Below are 18,340 nucleotides of genomic sequence, written 5' to 3' on the forward strand. Positions count from 1 at the left end.
GCGCAGCGCCTCGGGCAGAAGCCGGGCGAGCCCTCTACCGGTGATCGCGCTGGTGCGCACGATCACGGGCTCGGGCACGAAGCCGAGCCTCCGCTCCAGCTGGCGTTCGACCTCGGCGCCGCGGTGACCGTTCTCGATCGTGTCCCACTTGTTCAGCACCAGCACGAGCGGCCGGCCGCGGTCGAGCGCGAGGCGCGCGATCTTCGCGTCCTGCTCGGCCACGCCCGTCTCCGCGTCGAGCACGAGCAAGCCCACGTCGGCGCGCTCGATCGTGCGCAGCGCCATCAGAGCGCTGCCGCGCTCGAGCCGGTCGGAGCGGCGGCCCGGCTTGCGCATACCCGCGGTGTCGACGAGCACGACCTCGCGCTCGTCGACGCGCAGGAAGGAGTCGGTCGAGTCGCGCGTGGTTCCTGGCTCGTCGGCGACGATGTTGCGCTCCTCTCCGAGCAGCGCGTTCAGGAGCGACGACTTGCCGACGTTCGGTCGGCCCACGATCGCGAGCCGAGGCGGACCCGCCCGTCGCTCGGTCGCCACGGGCTCGCTGGACGCGGGAAGGCGCTCGGCGATCGCGATCTCGAGGTCGACGAGGCCGCGCGCGTGCGCGGCCGAGGTCGGAATGATCTCCGGGAAGCCGAGCCGGTGGAACTCCGCGCTCGCCGCCTCGAGCTTGGGGTTGTCGGCCTTGTTCGCGACGACCACGACCTGGGGGCCGGCGCGCCGCAGGAGCTCTGCGATCTGCTGGTCGCCGGGCAGCACTCCGTCGCGCGCGTCGACGACGAAGACGATCACCGCCGCGTCCGCCACGACCAGGTCCACCTGGCGCCGGATCGCGGCCGGAATTCCCAGCTCGGCCTCCGGGTCCAGGCCGCCCGTGTCCACGAGCAGGACCTCGCGGCCCTCGATCAGCGAGAGCGAGGCGACGCGATCGCGCGTCACCCCGGGGCGGTCCTCGACCAACGAGCGGCTCTCGCGCAGGAGCCGGTTGAACAACGTCGACTTTCCGACGTTTGCGCGACCGACGATGGCGACCAGCGGCGGGCCCTCTCTGCCACTTTTGCTCATCTGCGCGCCACTCCAGAACGTTCCAGTGCGGTCACTGGTTGACACAGCTTGCGGTTTTGGGCGAGGCTCGCACGGTTCGCTTGCTCCGGGAGGGTCGGTTCGATGGTGCATGCAGCGGGATCTCTGTCCGTTCGAACCGCGTTCCTGGCGCTCGCGCTGATGGCCGCGCTCTCGGGAGCGCCCGGAGACGCGAAGGCCGATGCGAGCCAGCTCTGCCGCGCGGGGGCGAATCTGGTTCTCGCGCCGTTCGATGCCCTGCTCGCGCCCGTCATCATCGGCAAGGACATGTACTACGGCCTGACCGAGATCGACGACGAGCTCGCGCTCAAGGTCGCGGGCGCCGTTCCGGGCTTCATCTTCCTGAACGGCGTGCAGGTCGGCGGCGCGATCTTCCGCGAGATCTCGGCGGTCTTCGAGTTCATTCCCGGACTTGTCACGCTCTTCCGCGAGGGCTCCCAGCCGGCGCTCTACCGCTCCGCCGAGGACGCTTGGGCGCTCTACGCCGAGCAGTACGGCCCCTGCCCGGTCAAGATCGGCATCTCGTACAACACGATCAACGACGGCTGATCGCCCGGAGCACGCGCTCGATCGCGGGCTCGCGCGCTTCCGCATCGATCCACTCGAGCTCTGGCTCGGCGCGGAACCAGGTGCGCTGTCGCTTCGCGTAGCGCCGGGGCGCGATGAAGGCGCGCTCGATCGCGTCGGCGCGCGAGAGGCGGCCCGCGAGCAGATCTCCGGCCTCGCGATAGCCAATGGCGCGAAGCGGGCGCAGGCCGGGCGCGAACCCCGCCGCCAGGAGCGAAGCGAGCTCCTCGACGAGCCCGGCCGCGAAGATCGCCTCGGTTCGCGCTCGCAGGCGGCTCGCGAGCCGATCGCGATCCATCGCCAGACCCAGCCAGACGACCTCGAACGGCCGATCGCCGAACGCGTGACGCGCCTGCTCGGCCGAAATCGGACTTCGCGCGAGCCGATGCGCCTCGAGCGCGCGAACCGTGCGCACGCGGTCGGCTCGGCCGATCCGCGCTGCGGCCGCGGGGTCCACGCGCTCGAGCTCGGCGCGCAGATCCTCGCTCGATCGGGTCTCGAGCTCGGCTCGGAGCGCCGCGTCCGATCCGAGGCCCGCGATCAGCCCGCCCGCGAACGCCCGCGCGTAGAGCCCGGTGCCACCGACGAGCAGGACCGGGCGTCCGCGCGCGGCGATCTCGAACGCGGCCCTGCGCGCGAGCTCGGCCCAGCGGCCCGCGGACATCGGCTCGTCGGGATCCACCAGGTCGAGGCCGTGATGGGGAACCTCGGCGCGAACCGCCGCGCTCGGCTTTGCGGTGCCGATGTCCATGCCGCGGTAGACCTGCATCGAGTCCGCGCTCACCACCTCGGCGCCGGACCGACGCGCCACGGCGCAGGCGAGCTCCGTCTTGCCTGTCCCGGTCGGGCCGACGATCGCGATCACGCGCGGGCGATCCGCCGCCACTAGCGTCGCAGGAAGCGGCGCTCGAGCTCGGCTCGGTCGAGCGTCGCCAGGATCGGCCGGCCGTGCGGGCAGTTCGGGAACCAGAGCGTGTCGTCGAGGGCTTCGAGGAGCGCGCCGGCCTCGCGCGGGTCGAGCCGATCGCCCTTTCGCACCGCCGCGTGGCACGCCGAGCTGGCCAGGAGCTCGTGCAGCGCGCGCTCGAGCCCGTCGCGCGACTCGCGGGGTCCGGGCTCGGCGAGCGCGCGCGCGGTCTCGGCGAGCATTTCCGGCCAACTCGCTCCCCGCCGCCCGGCGAGGAGCGCGGGCAGCGAGCGCAGGCTCGCGCGCACGGTTCCGCGCAGAGTGGCCGCGCCCGTCTCGAGCTCGATTCCGGCGCGTGCGAGAAGCTCGGCGTTCGCGTCGAGTATCTCCGCGTCCGCGCGCGACAGCTCGAGCTCCAGCGGAACCAGAAGCGGCTGGCGTTCCAGCTTGTCCTCGAGCACGGCGCGCCGCAGGCGCTCGAACAGCACGCGCTCGTGAGCGGCGTGCTGGTCGATCAACACGAGGCCGGACTCGCCTTCCAGCACCAGATACAGCCCTAGCGCCTGGCCGACGTAGCGCAGCCGCGCGAACGAGAGCCCGGGCGATGCTGCCGTCGGGCGGCTGTCCGCGCTCTCGGCGACCCCAGGTGGTGTAGGGGCGAAGAGGCCCGCGGAGAGGTCGAAGTCGCCGGCGGCCACGGCCCCGCCCCCGCCCTGCGCGAGGGGCGCGAGCCGGTACTCGAGTGCGGCCGAGGTTCCGACGCGCACCGCCGCCCCGATCGCTCGGCGCAGCAGAGCGGTGACCGCGGCCGGATCGCGGAAGCGCACCTCCCACTTCGCCGGGTGCACGTTCACGTCCACCTCACCCGGGTCGACCTGAAGGAAGAGCACGACGACCGGGTAGCGTCCCGGCGGAAGCGCGTCGCGGTACGCGTCGCGCACCGCGAACTGCAGCAGCCGGTCGCGCACCGGTCGTCCGTTCACGTAGACGTGCAGGTCCGACGGGCCGCTGCGGAGCACGTGCGTCGGGCTCGCGAAGCCCGTCACGCGCAACGTCGGCGTCTCGCCCCCGACCGGCCGCAGATCCTCGCCCGCCCCGGGCGGCAGCACCGCCAGCACCCGCTCGCGCGCGTCTCGGGTCGGCAGCCAGAGCAGCGCTCGGCGTCCGTCGCGCTCGAGCTCGAAGCGAACGTCCGGACGCGCGAGCGCGATCCGCTCCAGCCAGCGCACGACGTGGGACGCTTCGGTGACCGCGCTCTTCAGGAACTTGCGGCGGGCGGGCACCCGCCCGAAGAGCTCCAGGACCTCGATCGTGGTGCCCTCCGCGCAGGCGACCGGCGCGGATCGCTCGATGCCCGCCCCGAAGCCCTCGAGCTCGGTGCCGATCGCGTCCTCGCGCTGCCGCGTGCGCATTCGCACCGCCGCGACCGAGGCGATGCTCGGCAGGGCCTCGCCCCGGAAGCCCAGCGAGCTCACGCGGGCCAGGTCTTCGGCGCTCTCCAGCTTGCTCGTGGCGTGCCGCTCGAAGGCCAGCCGGGCGTCCTCCGGACCCATCCCGGTGCCGTCGTCGCTGACCGAGATCGCGGCCATTCCGCCTTCCCGGATCGCGACGCGGATCTGTGTCGCGTGCGCGTCCAGGGCGTTCTCGACCAGCTCCTTCACCACCGAAGCCGGGCGCTCGACGACTTCGCCGGCGGCGATCTGATTGACGAGCTCGGATGGAAGTACGCGGACTTTCCCCACCTTCGGGAAAGTATCACGCGCGCTCTGCGCCGCTCGGCGCGTTCGCGGCAAGTGAGAAATTCCTTGACAGTCGGCCGACCTTGGAGAACCTCTTGCGGATCGAGGGGGGTTGATATGTCAGGCTTGGCTCCGTCTGCGGAACCCAGGGCACAGATCGGAGGAGCGAGTCCTCTGCTCAAGGGATCCTCGGGCGCCACGCGACGCCGCGGCGACCGCCTGGTCGGATCGAGCCGCGCGATCCAGCGCGCGATCGAGCAGATCTCCGTCGCCGGCCGCGGCCGATTCCACGTCTTCGTGTCGGCTGAAGACGGCGCGGAGAAGGAGCTGATCGCGCGGCTGGTCCATCAGGCCAGTGACTGGACCACTGGCGATTTCTTCGCGCTCGACGCCTCACTCGTCCCCGAGACACTTCTCGCTCGCGAGTTGCTCGGCTGCGAGCGCGGCGCGCTGCCCTCGTTGCCCACGGAGTCGGTCGGCGCCTTCGCCAGGAATGCGGGCGGAACGGTCCTGATCGACCGCATCGAGGCCATCCCGAGGGATCTGCAGCGCGTGCTCGGGGTCGCGCTCGGCGAGGGTCAGATTCGCCGCGTCGGCGCGAGCGCGACCACCCCGCTCGACTGCCGGGTGATCGGATCGAGCATCGAGAGCCTCGACTCGCTGGTGCAGAGCGGAAAGCTCGATCCGGACCTCGGAGAGCGGCTGCGCCTGCTCGAGATCCGCATCCCCGCGCTTCGCGACCGGCGCGAGGACGTGCTGCCGCTCGCGTCGCGGGCGCTAACGCAGGCGAGCGAGGAGATCGAACGCGAGCTCGGCCGGCCGGCTAGCGCGCGTGGCTTCACGCGCGAGGCGCAGCAGCGGATGCAGGACTACGGCTGGCCGGGAAACGAGCGCGAGCTGCTGGAGCGGGTCCGCGCGGCGCTGCGAATGGCGCGCGGCGAAGAGATCGACGCGGACGACCTGCAGCTGGGATCCGAGGCGAGTGACGAGGTGCCGTCGTTCCGCGACGCGAAACGCGCCTTCGAGCGCGACTACGTCGGGCGCGTGCTGCGCCTCTGCGGCGGCAACATCAGCCGGGCCGCGCGCATCGCCAAGAAGGACCGCAAGGACTTCTACGACGTGCTGCGCCGCAACGGCATCGATCCGGACGAGTTCCGCTAGTCCGCGCGTCGTGCGCAAGCGCGCCGCGCTATGCTCCGGGCGATGATCGCAGCCGTCGTGCAGATGACGTCGGGCTCCGAGGTCGCGCGAAACCTGTCGTGCGCCGCGGAGCTGATCGAGGCGGCCGCGCGCCGCGGCGCGGAGATCGTCGCCCTGCCCGAGAACTTCGCGCTGATGCGCGAAGCCACGGGGCCAGGCCGAAACCCCCACGCGCAGGACGTTCCCGGCGGCGAGATCGTGCGCTTCCTGCGCGAGCGCGCGGCGGAGCACCGGATCGTGCTCGCCGGCGGCACGTTCCCGGAGCGGATCGACGGCGATTCGCGGGTCTTCAACACCTCGATCGTGATCGATCGCGGCGGCGAGATTCTCGCGCGCTACCGCAAGATCCACCTCTTCGACGTCGATCTGCCGGGCGCGGTGCACCGCGAGTCGGAGAGCGTCGCGCCCGGAAGCGAGGTCGTGGTCGCGAAGCTCGCGGACTGCACGCTCGGCCTCTCGGTCTGCTACGACGTGCGCTTCCCGGAGCTCTACCGCGCGCTGGTCGACCGAGGCGCGACCGTGCTGCTCGTGCCCGCGGCCTTCACGGTTCCCACCGGCCGCGACCACTGGGAGGTCCTGCTGCGCGCGCGCGCGATCGAGAGCCAGTGTTTCGTGATTGCCGCGGCGCAGTGGGGCGAGCACGGCCCCACCCGCCGATCGTACGGCCGCGCGCAGATCGTCGATCCCTGGGGCACGGTGCTCTGCACGGCGCCCGACGGCGAAGGCGTCGCGCTCGCCGAGCTCGATTTCGGGCGGCTCGAGGACGTGCGCCGGCGGCTGCCCTCGCTTCGACACCGCCGGCTCTAGCGCTGCATCGCCTCAAGCGGGTCCGGCGCGCTGCCGATTTCCGCTGCGATGGCGAAGGCAGCGCTGATCGTGCGCGCGGCGGGAAAGCCCGACGTGGTTTTCGAGATCGTCTCGGCCGAGACCCTGATCGGGCGCGCGCCGACGTGCGGCCTGCAGCTGGCCGACGAGAGCATCAGCCGCGAGCACTCGGTGGTTCTGGCGGACGGCGGAACCTACCTGCTCGAAGACCTTCAGAGCACCAACGGTATCAAGGTGAACGGCAAGCGCGTCCGCTCGACCGAGCTCGACCACGGGGACGAGATCGAGATCGGCCAGACCCGCCTGATCTTCCGGCGCGAGTAGCGCGCGAACCCGGCAGGGGAACTCCGTTGCCCAGTTTGGACGCCTGTCCTGCCCCCTGGGCAGATCGCCCCCCCTCCCCGCCCCTGATCCGCGCCCCGGGGGCGGGCACGGCGCTTGCTCAGCCCGGGGCCGTGAACTTCCACTGGCTGTCCCGCCGCGCGAGAGAGATCGTCTCCGAGACCCTCCAGCAGGAGGCCGAGGTGGAGCTCGAGATCGAGCGCATGCTGGTCGCCGGGGCCGTCGTGGTCCGCGAGGGCGAGCACTACCGCATCGAGAGCGGTGACGACGTCTGGGGCGAGCTCGAGGCGCGCGCGCGGCTGCTCGAAGGCCTGTGCGGCTGCGGCTCGCTGCTCTCCTCGCACGGCGCGCGAGCGCAGTGCCGCAGCTGCGGCCGCGAGTACCGGCGGATCTAGTCAGGCGGGCCGGCTAGGCGCCCTCCGGGCTCTCCTGCCGCATCCGCTCCCAGCCCTCTTTCACCAGCCGACAGGCCTCCTCGCTGGTGTCGACCAGCGAGAAGAGCTTCAGGTCCTTCTTCGCGATCATTCCCATCTCGAGCACGCGGGTCTCGAGCCATCCGATCAGGCCCGACCAGTAGTCGCTGCCGACCAGGATGACCGGAATGTCGCGGCACTTTCCGGTCTGCTTCAGCGTCAGGCACTCGAACATCTCGTCGAGCGTGCCGAAGCCGCCGGGCAGCATGACGAATGCGCAGGCGTACTTCACGAACATGACCTTGCGCACGAAGAAGTAGTCGAAGTGGATCGCGGTATCGGCGTAGCCGTTGTCGTGCTGCTCGAAGGGCAGCTTGATGTTCAGGCCGATCGACGGTGCCTCGACCTCGTGGGCGCCGCGGTTGGCCGCCTCCATCGCGCCGGGCCCGCCGCCGGTGATCACCGCAAAGCCCTCGCGGCCGAGGCTGCGGCCGATCTCGCGGCCCAGGCGGTAGGTCTCGCTGTCGACCGGAGCGCGCGCGCCACCGAAGACCGACACGGCCGGCCAGATCGGGCCGAGCGTCTCAAACCCCTCGACGAACTCCGCCATGATCCGGAAGATCGTCCACGTGTCCTTGCTTCGGAATTCCTTCACGGTCTCCCGCGCTATCGGAGCTTCGCGCGGGTGAGTTGATCGGATCCTCGCAGCTCGCGCAGCGAACCAGCACGCGGTGGATGGACGCGACGTGCGTGCCGTCCTCCGACTGCAGATCGAGGCGAAGCTCGAACGTCGCGATCTTCACGCGCCCGTCGGGAAGCAGCTCGGCTTCGCCGCGCGCGTCGAGCGCGAGCTTTCCTTCCAGCCCATCGGCGACACGGAGCGACCCGCGCGTCACCGAGCCACTCGCTCGCACGAGCCCCGGCGCGTCGGGCGCGACCTCCCAGCGCAGAGGCAGCTCGACGCCCAGGTTGAAGCGCCCGGTCTGCGGCACGGTCCGCCGCGCGACCCAGGCGCGGCTGCCCTCGGGGGCGCGCGTGGGCAACGCCACGAGCAGCCAGTCGAGCAGCGCGATGTCGAACAGGATCGGGTGCGGGCTCTGCCAGAGCGGCGCCAGGATCTCCCCGTTCGTGTCGAGATCCGCCGACGCCGCCGGGCGGGCGCGGATCTCGAGCGGTGTGTCTCCGCCGAGCGTCTTCTCGTCCGGCCCGAAGCCCACGCGCCCGGTCTTCGCGGTCTGCACCCAGTAGCCCTTCTCGGAGAGCGAGAGCTCGCTTGCGCCATCGGGCATGCCCTCGGTGCGCGAGGAGTAGCGGTCGATGTAGAGCTCGACCTCGGTCTCGCCGCTCGTCTCGGGCTTCGCGCGCAGGGTCAGGTCGGCGAAGCGCACGCTCCGGACCTTCGTGCCGTCGATGTCGAAGCTCTCTTCCGCCTCGAAGCGAAAGCGCTGCTCCGGCGCGCCGGCGATGCCGTACGGCGGTGGCCCGGAGTCCGAGCAGGCGAGCAGAGACAGCCCGAGCAGCAGCCAGCGTCGCATCGGCGGCCGAGTCTCGCCCTGGCCGCCGCGTGTTTCAAGCCGCCGGAGAGCTGTGGTACGGTCTCCGAGTGGCCGAGCACGAAGGCGCGTACCCGGACTACGGAGAGACCGCCCTGGTCGCTCGCCTGCAAGCGAGCGACCATTCGGCGTTCTCGGAGCTGGTCCGGGCCCAGGGGCCGCGAATGCTGGCCGTGGCGCGGCGGCTGCTGCGCAGCGACGACGACGCGGCCGACGCGGTGCAGGAGGCGTTCATCTCCGCCTTCCGCGCGATCGGCAACTTCGAGGGCGGCGCAAGGCTCTCGACCTGGCTGCACCGGATCGTCGTGAACGCCGCGCTGATGCGCCTGCGCAGCCGCGCGCGCCGGCCCGAAATGTCGATCGACGACCTCCTGCCCCGGTTCGTCGAGGATGGCCAGTACCTCGACGAGCCGCGCGAGTGGAGGAGCCCCGAGCCGCTCGGTGCGCTCGAGCGCCGTGAGACGCGCGAGATGGTCCGGGGACTGATCGACCGGCTGCCGACCGACTACCGGACCGTGCTGCTGCTGCGCGACATCGAGGGTCTCGACACCAAGGAGACCGCGGAGCTCCTCGGCGTGACGCCGAACGCCGCGAAGATCCGCCTGCACCGCGCGCGTCTGGCGCTGCGGGGCCTGCTCGACCCGCACATGCGAGAACGAGGAGCGCCGTGAACTGCGAGGAGTGCACCGGGTTCCTGCACGACTATCTGGCGGGCGAGCTTCCGGACAAGCAGCAGCGGATCTTCGAAGGGCACCTGAGCCTGTGTCCGCAGTGCGTGGTCTACCTGGAGAGCTACCGCAAGACCCTCGCGCTCGGCGCGCTCGTCGCCGAGGAGCCCGCCGAGCCGATCCCCGAAGCCCTGGTCCACGCGATCCTGGCCGCACGCACGGTCTGAGCCGAGCGGCCCGGCGGCGTCCGTCCAGAATCCTGGAGCGAAGCCGTTGGCTGCGACCAGAACGCTGGACACTCGGTCGCCTGCCCGACGCTCAGCGCGCGTCTCGCGGCTGGCACGCAACCTGCTCACCACATTCGCGTGACAACGAGCGGATCGGGCCGAGGAGCGACATCGGAATGTGCTGGCCGCTGCACGCACCCTGAGATCGGCGCAGGCATCTCACGGGAAAGGCTTCGCCCATGAGTGGGCGGGGGAGCCGGCCCTCGCGGCAGCTATCGGGTGGTGACCTTCCCTTCCCACCGCAAGCTGGCCTGCCGCGAGGGTCGGTAACCCTGGAGCGGGGCTGCGATCGTCCACCCTCGTTCCGCGAGGCGACGCGCCAATTCCAGCGCGAGCTCCTGACGCGCGAGCTCGACGCCGCGGACTGGAACGTGAGCGAGGTGGCGCGACGGCTCCAGCTCGCGCGATCGCACGTCTACAACCTGATCAAGGTCTTCGAGCTGCGGCGCTAGCGGGCGATCCGGATCAGCAGTCCGAGCAGGCGCGCGACCCTGGGGGTCAGGCGCGTGCGCGTGTACGCGCCCGACGCGGCCTTGATCGCCTCTGCCTGCGTCGGGTACGGCAGGATCAGGTCGACGAGCCGTCCGAGCCCGTGCCCGGCCGACAATCCGAGCGCGATCGTGGCGATCAGCTCGCCCGCGTGGCGGGCCACGATCGTCGCGCCGACGACGCGATCCGTGCCCTTCTTCACGTGGATCTTCACGAAGCCGTGCTCCTCGCCCTCGGCGCGCGAGCGATCGTTCGCGCGCAGTGGCGTGACGTACGAGTCGATCGCGACCCCGTTCGCCTCGGCGTCGCGCGGGTACCAGCCGACGTGCGCCACCTCGGGATCGGTGTAGGTGCACCACGGAACGCGCAGCGCGGACACCCGGCCGCGGCCGAAGAAGAACGCATTTCGCACCACGAGCTTGGCGGCCGCGTCGGCGGCGTGCGTGAACTTCGCCGACATGCAGACGTCGCCCGCGGCGAAGATGCGGCGGTTGGTCGTGCGCAGGTGATCGTCCACGTGGACCCCGCGCGCGCCGTCGAAGGCGACGCCCGCGGCCTCGAGGCCGATGCCCTCGACGTTCGGCGCGCGGCCGATCCCGAGCAGGATCTCGTCGACCTCGAGCTCACGCGAAGCTCCCGCCACCGAGACGTGCAGCGTCTTCGCCGCGCCGTTGCGCCCCACGCGCTCCAGCTTCGCGCCCAAAAGCAGCTCGACGCCGTCGCGAGCCAGCGCGTCCTGCACGATCGCGGCGGCGTCGGGGTCCTCGCGGATCAGGATCTGCGGCGCGACCTCGAGGAGCGTCACCCGAACGCCGAGGCGCGCGAAGCACTGCGCGAGTTCGCAGCCGATCGGTCCCGCTCCGATCACCGCGAGCCGCGACGGGCGCTGCTCGAGCTCGAACACGCTCTCGTTGGTCAGGAATCCCGCTTCGACCAGGCCGGGGATCGGCAGCGCCGCGGCTCGAGCGCCCGTCGCCACGACGGCGCGCTTGAAGCGCAGAACCGCGCCCGCGACCTCGAGCGCCTGCGGCTCGACGAAGCGACCCTCGCCGAGAAAGACGTTTCCCCCGAGCGACGCGAAGCGCTGCGCGGAATCGTGCGGCGCGATCTCCGCGCGCACCCGGCGCACGCGCTCCATCACCGCCGCGAAATCGACGTCCACTCCGTCCGGAACCGCAACGCCGAAGCGCTTCGCATCGCGCACGTCGGCCGCGGCGCGTGCGGAGCGGATCAGCGTCTTCGACGGCACGCAGCCCACGTTCAGGCAGTCGCCGCCCATCAGGTGGCGCTCGACGAGCGCGACCCGCGCGCCGAGCCCCGCTGACACGGCCGCGCTCACCAGCCCGGCGGTTCCCGCGCCGAGCACCACCAGGTCGTAGCGGGACGCGGGCTCGGGGTTGCGCCAGCCCGGCGGGTGCACGCTCTCGACCAGCTTCTGGTTCCATTCGTCGCGAGGCAGAAGGGTTCCGGGACGGCTCATGGCGCGAGCGCCCCGTAGCAGCTCGAGCCCGCACCCGCGGTGCAGCCGAAGCAGTGCTCGCCGGTCGCGATCGGCTCGCCGTCGAGCTCGTCGAGAGACCCGATCGCGAAGATCGTCCGGCGCTTTCCGCCGCACGGCAGGTCGAGCGCCTGGTTGAAGTCGCAGTCGAAGAGCTCGCCGCGCCAGTCGACCGACACCGTCGTGCGACACATCAGACCGGGCACCGCGGCGGGATTGAAGTGGTTCACGAGCAGCGCCTGATAGGCCGCGAGCTCGCCCCTTCGCGCCAGCCACTCCGCGTAGCGGCGGATCGGCATGTTCGTGAGCGTGAGCAGGCGGTCGAACTCGATCCCGTGGCGTTGCCCGAGTTCGCGCTTGTAGCTTCGCTCTAGCTCCGCCTGCGCGGACGGCAGGAACGCCCCGGTCGGGTTGTGGACCAGGTCGAGCACGAGTCCGCTTCCCGGCCTTCCGTAGCCGAGCGCATTCAGCCGCTGCAGCGCCGCGATGCTGCGCGCGAAGACGCCCCGCCCCCGCTGCGGATCGACGTTTTCGGACTCGTAGCACGGCAGCGACGCCACCACCTCGACGCGATTCGACGCGAGGAACCCGGCCAGGTCCTCGTGGCCGGGCTCGTCGAGGATCACGAGGTTGCACCGGTCGATGACGCGCCGCCCGCTCGCGCGAGCCGCGCGCACGAGCTCGCGAAACACGGGGTGGAGCTCGGGCGCGCCGCCGGTCAGATCGACGCTGTCGATTCCCGGGCTGCGCTCGAGCAGCGCGAGCGCGCGCTCGATCACGGACGCATCCATCGCCTCCGTGCGTCGCGGCGACGACTCGACGTGACAGTGGTGACAGGCCAGGTTGCAGCGGCGCGTGAGGTTCAGCTGCAGCACGCGGGAGGCGCTGCGCGCGAGCGGCTCGAGTCCGCGCGAAGCGATTGCGTCCTCGAAGCTCATCCCGGCTCCCCGCTCTTCACTGCGAAGCGAAGCGCAGATCCGCGAACCACGCCAGCGACTCGGAGCACGTGTCGTCCGCATCCGACATCACCGCGACGAACTCGATCGGCGGCGGCTCGGTGGCGAACACGCGCCGGTAGTCCGCCTGCACGTCCACTCGCGCGGGGTGCCACTCGCCCGAAGGCTTCGCTCCGAGCGAGACCATTCGCGACTGCGGGGCATACGGGCTCGACCAGAACCGGCCCGCGGGCTCGGTCGCGGTCCAGACGTAGTTCAGTGCGCTGCCGGGAAGCTCGGCACCGTAGACTAGGCGGAGCGCACCGCGCTTCAGGCGCTCCCAGCTCGACGCGCGCTCGGGATCGAATCGGAACGCCACGTAGACGCGCGCCGCGAAATCGTCGCCGGTCTTCGCGCGGACTTCGCGCGGCCCGAGGTCCCGGTCCACGCGCCAGCGCCAGTGCAGCCACGGCGTCCGCGCGAGCTCGAGCCCCGGCACCGCGTGCAGGAGCGCGGAGGCGGAGCAGCTCGCCTGCGCGCGCAGCACCGGCCCGCCGTCGATCTCCGCGGGCTCGTAGACGGTCTGCCTCTCGATGCGCGGGAATGCGAGCGCTCGCCAGCCCTCCCCGCCCGGCGCGGGGAGCGCGTAGGTCTGCACCGCCAGGCCGGTGGCGAGAAGCCATTTCGCAAGCATCCCGGTCGACATATGCTCGCTCCCCGCATCTGGTTGCAGCCGGGCACGCGGCAGGCTAGCACTGCCTGCGATGCGGCTCGCAACTCTTCTCGCGCTCGTCGTCGCAGCGCTGCCAGGGGCGGCGCTCGCGCAGAGCGAGTATCAGCCGCCCCCGCGCGTGAACGCGGACGACCTCGCGATCTCGTTCGTATCCGGACGCTACGTCTCGCCGGTCACCTGCAAGCTAGCCGATGGCGGTCAGGTCGAGCTCTTCGATTCGATCGAGCTCAAGTCAGCACCGGAGGCGGCCGGCGGCAGCTCGCTCAAGGCGACCTTCTACGGAATCCAGGTCGAAGGCGCGCAGTACTGCTACTCGGGCATCGAGCGGCGCGTGCCGGACCGGCGAGGGGTGCTGCATCTGCACTTTCGCACGCGAAATCGCCCGGACTACGGGGTGGCGGACTTCCGTCGCATGGTGAAGGCGGGATCGCTGACCTACCACGCGCATCGCGGCTCGCTCCGGGTTCGCGAGATGGGCGGCGACGATCCCGCCGCCGCAGAGCGCGCGCTCGACTTCGACGGCGGCGACAGCCGCCTCGTCGTCGACGGCGTCGGGGAGGGAAGCGACGGCGCGAAGCTGATCTCGCGGTACCTCGAGAGGAATCCGCCCAAGGAGGGCACGCCGGGCCGCTACTTCAGCTTCCGATTCATCGCGAAGGACGGCAGCGAGTTCACCTACTACGCGATCCAGGACGACCGCCGGTGGAGGTAGTCCGCCCTCCGTCCGGCCGGCTTCCCGACACCGAAGAGCGTGATCTTCCGGCGCCCGTCCCGTTCCGGCGCATGCTCGGGCCGGGCGTGATCCTGGCGGGGCTCTCGATCGGCAGTGGCGAGCTCGTGCTCTGGCCGCGGCTCACGGCCGAGCACGGCTTCGCGCTGTTCTGGGGCGCCTGGATCGGCGTCACGCTGCAGTACTTCATGAACATGGAGATCGAGCGCTACACGCTCGCGACCGGCGAGAGCGCGGTGACCGGCTTCGTCCGGCTCGCGCGGCCGCTCGGCCCGATCTTCCTGGTCTGCGGAACCGTGCCGTGGATCTGGCCGGGCTGGGCGACGGGCGCGGGCGAGCTGCTCGCCTGGCAGATCGGCGGCAGCCCGACCGCGTACGCGATCGCGGGCCTGATCGCCTGCGGGGTCCTGCTGACGCTAGGCCCCGTCGTGTACCGCACCGTCGAGGCGGTCCAGACGGTGCTCGTGCTGGGAATCTTCGCGCTCCTGCTCGTGCTCGCGGTGCTGCTGATCCGCGCGGCGGACGTCGGCGCGCTTCTCGGCGGCGCGCTGCAGATCGGCCGGATCCCGGACGGCGTGGAGCTGCCGCTCTTCCTCGGCGCGCTCGCGTTCGCGGGCGCGGGAGGCTCGGTGAACCTGGCGCAGTCGAACTACATCCGCGACAAGGGCTACGGAATGGGCGCCTACATCGGCCGGATCACCAGCCCGTTCTCGGGACGCGAAGAGGCGCAGAGCGAGATTGGCCTGCGCTTCGCCGGCAGCGCCGAGAACCTGGCGCGCTGGCGGGTCTGGTGGCGTCGCGCGAACCTGGAGCATCTGGTCACCTTCCAGCTGCTCTGCGTGGGATCGCTTGCGCTCTTCTGTCTGCTGACCCATACGCTGCTCGCGCCGGACGCGCCGCTCTCGCCGGACTTCGGCTTCCTGCGCGATCAGGCCGACGCGCTCCGGCTGCGCTTCGGCGGCGCCGCGCGGCTCGCATTTCTCTGGGCCTCGATCTTCGTGCTGCTCTCGACGGAGTTCGCGCTTCTCGACGCCGTCTCGCGCGTGGTCGCCGACCTGGCCCGCGTCTCGTTCCTGCGCGACAGCGCGCGCTTCACGATCGGGCGGCTCTACTTCCTGTTCCTCTGGGCCTTCATCGCCTTCGGGGTCGCGGTGCTGGGCCTGGGGCTGTCGAGCCCGCTCACGCTCCTGGTGCTCTCCGCGTCGCTGAACGCCGGCGTGATGTTCCTGTACTCCGGTCTGCTGATCTGGCTGAACCTGCGCACCTTCCGCGGCGCGCTGCGGCCGTCGTGGCCGCGCATCGCCATGCTCGCGGGCGCATTCGCCTTCTACGGCTATTTCAGCGCGCTGACGATCGTCTCCCAGCTCGCGCGCCTCTTCGCCTGACCCGGCGCTCCGCCGTCCAGTCCGCTGTAAAGCGCGCTTGCAGTCGCGCCGATGAATCGCCAGGGAGCCCGATCCAGATGACGCCGCCGAACGGAATCGAGCGCAGACGCCTGCGCCGAGTGATGAAGCGAATTCCCGCTGCCTTCGAGTCCGGAAAGCTGCGCGGCACGGGCCACATCAAGAGCGTCTCGAAGGAAGGCCTGTTCGCGCGCGCGAACGTGCTCCCCTCCGTCGGCGCGCCCGTGCGCATCGTCTTCCACGATCGGCACGGCAGCAAGATCGAAGTCCGAGGCACCGTGAGCTGGAACACCAAGCAGCTCCCCAGCGAAGAGAAGGCCAAGCCGGGCTTCGGCATCTTCATCGAGCGCGGCAACGAAGAGTTCGACGAATTCTTCGAGCACATCCTGACCGGCTGAGCCGCTCCCGCCCCCGATCTGGCGGCACGACGGCCCGCGCGCGAGACTCACGCGTCGCTGCGCTTGCCCGTCCCCGTAGCTCAGATGGATAGAGCGGCTGCCTCCTAAGCAGCAGGTCATGCGTTCGAATCGCATCGGGGACGCCATCGATGCGACGGGTGTCGAGCGCGGCGCCGGGTGGCGCTACGGCAGCGGAGCGGGCGCGTCGGCGACGATGTCGGTGGCGTCGATGCCGCCGGCGGGGTCGTCGAGGTCGATCGGCGGGCGCGCGCTGCCGAGGTCGGCCGCGACGGCGGTGGGGTCCTCGCCGAGCCTCCAGTAGTGGAGCAGCGCGGCTGCGGAGTCGTAGGCGCCCAGGCTCTCGCGCAGGTCGAGTGAGTGGCCGCGAAACCAGATCTCGTCGATCTCGTCCTCGGCGAGCGCGGTCGAGAAGAGCGCGGCGTGGCCGATGGCGCCGAACCAGGTTCCGACGTCGGCGCCGTCGCCGCCGCCGAGCACGATCAGCCCCGGCGTGTCGGCAAAGATCGGGGCGGAGCCGGTGAACTCGGACGTCTCGGGAGCCAGCACGCGGCCGTCGACGAAGAGCATCGGCGCGGCGTCGACGGTCGCGTCGAACCTGAGCGCGACGTGCTGCCAGTCGGCTGCGACCAGGGCCGAGGAGTAGCTCGCCTGGTAGACGAGCTGGCCGGACGCGTCGTGGACGGCCATGCGCAGCTCCGCGCCCCTCGAGGTCAGCTCGACGCGGTTCTGTGTCGAATCCCCGCCGCCGCGCACGCGGACCAGCCCGCGACTCCCCGTGGCGCGGGGATCTGCGAGAACCCAGAGCGAGAGGGTGAGTGGCTGACTCACGCCGAGCACAGCGGGGGCCGAGCTCGACAGGTATTCGCCCGCGCCGTCGAAGTCGAGCGAGCCGGGCGCGCCCGCGCTCGCAAGCTCCGCGCTCTCGTCGGCGCTGGCCGCGTCCGAGTCACTTCCATCCGAAGTGGACCCGCCGGTCGAGCTGCCGGTCGAAGCGTACGATCCGCTTGCGCCCGACAGCCGGGTTCGGCTCGACGGCGCGCTCGTCATGGCCCCGCGCGCCTCGTCGGACTCGCCAACCGGAACCGCCGACGAGGAGCTCGCGCTCGACTCGGGCGCAATCACGATTTCGTTGGAGTAGGTCGAGAACGCCGACGCCGAGTAGGCCCGCATCGCGAGGTAGCTGTAGGAGTCGCGCGGGACCTCGACGTCGACCGCGAGCACGCCACCGCCCGCGTCGTCCGCCGTGCCGACCGGAAGATCGAGCTGGATTCCCGAGCCGTAGCGGCCGCTCGCGGTCGCGATCGACAGCCGGTAGCCGAGCACCCCGTCGGACTCCGAGGCCAGGAAGCGAACCTCCGCGGTCTGCATTGGCACCGGCGTCGGGGGCGGCGTGGTCCCGCCGCCCGAGCCTCCGTCCGGCGGCGGATCGGGATCCGGATCACCCGACGAAGAGCCGCCGCCTCCACCCCCGCCGCCACAGGCCAGCGCCAGCAGCAGGCTGCCGAGGGCGAGCAGGTCCACCAACCGCCCGAACGGGCGGCCTTCGGGGCTCTGCGAGATCCGCGGCATGTCGGGAACTTCGCCAAGGTCTTGCCGGCGCGACGTGATGCAGAACACCAAAAGGCAGACGCAGCGAAGAAATCTCTCGGCCGGTGAGCGGGTCCGTACCGAAGCAGGCCCCGCGCAGCTCGCGAGCAACTCGACACCTCGCCTCGCGCGACGCCCACTTCACGCGGACGACTGGAGGGTCGCCATGAGACGGACGGTCGCGCTCGGAACCCTGTGCTGCTTTGCGACGGCCGCGTTGATCGCGCAGGCCGTCGATCCGAACACGCGCGACCTCTGGGTGCATCCGCGCGGCGACGAGTATGAGCCGAAGCTTCACTACAAGGCCCCGACCGGCGAGCTCTTCTACCACGCCGAGAACGACATCGAGGGCACGCTCGACGACTTCCGGGTCGAGCAGCGGCTCCCGCTTCGGCTCAGCATCGGACTCGGCCGCCAGCTGGTCGAGCGCGCTCGCGCCGGACGCGGCGCGCTGCGGCCGGTCTTTCTCTGGGATTCCAACGGCGACGGAAAGGTCGATCGCTCGAGCGCGGGAAGTATCGTCGACGGCCGCGCGGTGTTCGAGCCGCCGGACGAGGTCGACCTGACGCGCGCGTACTTCCAGATCGGCATGCGCTTCGTGGCCGAGGCGGACGGCGACCGCTCGCTCGATCGCCGCTACCTGGCTTCGGTCGACTCGAAGTCGCTGGCCGCGAAGCTGCCCAGGACGCCGGACGTCGCCGCGGCCCCGGTCGCGCCGCCCCCGGGTCTGCAGATCCTGAAGCACCGCGGCGAGAAACCCTTCGACTTCGCGGCGTTCCTCGGGAACCCGGCCGCGCAGGTGCCCGAGTTCGACGCGCTGACGCGGGAGGCAGACGAGGACGACTGGACCATCGACGAGGACGGCGGCCGCCTCGTCACCCACTTCGAGCGCGACGATCTGTTCATCGTTCGCGCGATGGGCGGGCTGGGGCTCGAGGTCGTCTGGGGCGACCTGCCGCTCGAGT

Annotated in this window: 20 protein-coding genes and 1 tRNA gene; 12 read left to right on the forward strand and 9 right to left on the reverse strand. The window is 71.2% G+C overall.

Annotation, left to right across the window (positions count from 1 at the left end; translation table 11 throughout):
• The 3 genes from der to mutL form a co-directional block, all read right to left on the reverse strand.
• On the reverse strand, positions 1-1,674 hold a 1,674-nt coding region (gene der / locus FJ108_14435), incomplete at its 3' end, for a ribosome biogenesis GTPase Der (protein MBM4337080.1).
• A complete protein-coding gene (miaA, locus tag FJ108_14440; protein MBM4337081.1) occupies positions 1,616-2,698 on the reverse strand; it encodes a tRNA (adenosine(37)-N6)-dimethylallyltransferase MiaA in 1,083 nt (360 codons plus the stop codon). The genes miaA and der, both read right to left, overlap by 59 nt.
• Positions 2,533-4,296 carry a DNA mismatch repair endonuclease MutL gene (gene mutL, locus FJ108_14445; GenBank protein ID MBM4337082.1) on the reverse strand — a complete coding sequence of 588 codons (1,764 nt, stop codon included), beginning with the start codon at positions 4,294-4,296 and terminating at the stop codon, positions 2,533-2,535. The genes miaA and mutL overlap by 166 nt, the downstream gene beginning before the upstream one ends.
• A 114-nt stretch (positions 4,297-4,410) precedes the next feature.
• Between mutL and FJ108_14450 the strand changes: the two genes are divergently transcribed.
• The 4 genes from FJ108_14450 (at position 4,411) to FJ108_14465 (ending at position 7,055) form a co-directional block, all read left to right on the forward strand.
• The gene (locus FJ108_14450; GenBank protein MBM4337083.1) at positions 4,411-5,454 is read left to right on the forward strand and encodes a sigma-54-dependent Fis family transcriptional regulator; all 1,044 of its coding nucleotides are present in this window, start codon (positions 4,411-4,413) and stop codon (positions 5,452-5,454) included.
• A gap of 30 nt (positions 5,455-5,484) precedes the next feature.
• Complete coding sequence (locus FJ108_14455; protein MBM4337084.1) at positions 5,485-6,300, forward strand: carbon-nitrogen hydrolase family protein; 816 nt, start codon at positions 5,485-5,487, stop codon at positions 6,298-6,300.
• A 48-nt stretch (positions 6,301-6,348) separates the two neighbouring features.
• Positions 6,349-6,642: an FHA domain-containing protein gene (locus tag FJ108_14460; protein ID MBM4337085.1), complete on the forward strand. Its 294-nt coding sequence runs from the start codon at positions 6,349-6,351 to the stop codon at positions 6,640-6,642.
• A 131-nt stretch (positions 6,643-6,773) separates the two neighbouring features.
• Positions 6,774-7,055: a hypothetical protein gene (locus tag FJ108_14465; GenBank protein MBM4337086.1), complete on the forward strand. Its 282-nt coding sequence runs from the start codon at positions 6,774-6,776 to the stop codon at positions 7,053-7,055.
• A 13-nt stretch (positions 7,056-7,068) separates the two neighbouring features.
• On the opposite strand, the gene FJ108_14470 is transcribed toward FJ108_14465, so the two are convergent.
• Both FJ108_14470 and FJ108_14475 read right to left on the reverse strand, forming a co-directional pair.
• The gene (locus tag FJ108_14470; GenBank protein MBM4337087.1) at positions 7,069-7,683 is read right to left on the reverse strand and encodes a TIGR00730 family Rossman fold protein; all 615 of its coding nucleotides are present in this window, start codon (positions 7,681-7,683) and stop codon (positions 7,069-7,071) included.
• Positions 7,658-8,608 (reverse strand): hypothetical protein, encoded by a 951-nt coding sequence (locus tag FJ108_14475; GenBank protein MBM4337088.1) that lies wholly within the window; start codon positions 8,606-8,608, stop codon positions 7,658-7,660. The genes FJ108_14470 and FJ108_14475 overlap by 26 nt, the downstream gene beginning before the upstream one ends.
• A gap of 182 nt (positions 8,609-8,790) precedes the next feature.
• On the opposite strand from FJ108_14475, the gene FJ108_14480 reads away from it, so the two are divergent.
• The 3 genes from FJ108_14480 (at position 8,791) to FJ108_14490 (ending at position 10,033) form a co-directional block, all read left to right on the forward strand.
• A complete protein-coding gene (locus tag FJ108_14480) occupies positions 8,791-9,297 on the forward strand; it encodes a sigma-70 family RNA polymerase sigma factor (GenBank protein MBM4337089.1) in 507 nt (168 codons plus the stop codon).
• Positions 9,294-9,521 (forward strand): hypothetical protein, encoded by a 228-nt coding sequence (locus tag FJ108_14485; protein MBM4337090.1) that lies wholly within the window; start codon positions 9,294-9,296, stop codon positions 9,519-9,521. The genes FJ108_14480 and FJ108_14485 overlap by 4 nt, the downstream gene beginning before the upstream one ends.
• Positions 9,522-9,760: 239 nt before the next feature.
• Positions 9,761-10,033 (forward strand): hypothetical protein, encoded by a 273-nt coding sequence (locus tag FJ108_14490; protein MBM4337091.1) that lies wholly within the window; start codon positions 9,761-9,763, stop codon positions 10,031-10,033.
• Here FJ108_14490 and FJ108_14495 read toward each other — a convergent pair.
• The 3 genes from FJ108_14495 to FJ108_14505 are packed head-to-tail and all read right to left on the reverse strand — an operon-like array spanning position 10,030 to position 13,209.
• Positions 10,030-11,550, reverse strand: coding sequence for a mercuric reductase (locus FJ108_14495; GenBank protein ID MBM4337092.1), 1,521 nt, complete (start codon positions 11,548-11,550; stop codon positions 10,030-10,032). The two genes, FJ108_14490 and FJ108_14495, sit on opposite strands and share 4 nt — an antisense overlap.
• The gene (locus FJ108_14500; GenBank protein MBM4337093.1) at positions 11,547-12,506 is read right to left on the reverse strand and encodes a radical SAM/Cys-rich domain protein; all 960 of its coding nucleotides are present in this window, start codon (positions 12,504-12,506) and stop codon (positions 11,547-11,549) included. The genes FJ108_14495 and FJ108_14500 overlap by 4 nt, the downstream gene beginning before the upstream one ends.
• 16 nt (positions 12,507-12,522) lie before the next feature.
• A complete protein-coding gene (locus FJ108_14505) occupies positions 12,523-13,209 on the reverse strand; it encodes a DUF3047 domain-containing protein (protein ID MBM4337094.1) in 687 nt (228 codons plus the stop codon).
• Between the two features lie 58 nt (positions 13,210-13,267).
• Here FJ108_14505 and FJ108_14510 point away from each other — a divergent pair, with 58 nt between their 5' ends.
• From FJ108_14510 to FJ108_14525, 4 genes are all read left to right on the forward strand, one after another.
• Entirely contained in the window at positions 13,268-13,948 is a 681-nt protein-coding gene (locus FJ108_14510; protein ID MBM4337095.1) for a hypothetical protein, read from the forward strand.
• Positions 13,939-15,351 carry a hypothetical protein gene (locus tag FJ108_14515; GenBank protein ID MBM4337096.1) on the forward strand — a complete coding sequence of 471 codons (1,413 nt, stop codon included), beginning with the start codon at positions 13,939-13,941 and terminating at the stop codon, positions 15,349-15,351. The genes FJ108_14510 and FJ108_14515 overlap by 10 nt, the downstream gene beginning before the upstream one ends.
• A gap of 77 nt (positions 15,352-15,428) precedes the next feature.
• Positions 15,429-15,767: a hypothetical protein gene (locus FJ108_14520; protein MBM4337097.1), complete on the forward strand. Its 339-nt coding sequence runs from the start codon at positions 15,429-15,431 to the stop codon at positions 15,765-15,767.
• Positions 15,768-15,836: 69 nt separating this feature from the next.
• Positions 15,837-15,913 (forward strand) — tRNA-Arg (locus tag FJ108_14525).
• A gap of 37 nt (positions 15,914-15,950) precedes the next feature.
• Here the strand turns inward: FJ108_14525 and FJ108_14530 are convergent.
• On the reverse strand, positions 15,951-17,357 hold the full coding sequence (locus FJ108_14530) for a LamG domain-containing protein (protein MBM4337098.1): 1,407 nt from the start codon (positions 17,355-17,357) through the stop codon (positions 15,951-15,953).
• A gap of 184 nt (positions 17,358-17,541) precedes the next feature.
• On the opposite strand from FJ108_14530, the gene FJ108_14535 reads away from it, so the two are divergent.
• Positions 17,542-18,340: hypothetical protein (locus FJ108_14535; protein MBM4337099.1), on the forward strand; the 799-nt coding region annotated here is incomplete at its 3' end.

Source organism: Deltaproteobacteria bacterium, from assembly GCA_016875225.1.
Lineage (GTDB): Bacteria > Myxococcota_A > UBA9160 > SZUA-336 > SZUA-336 > VGRW01.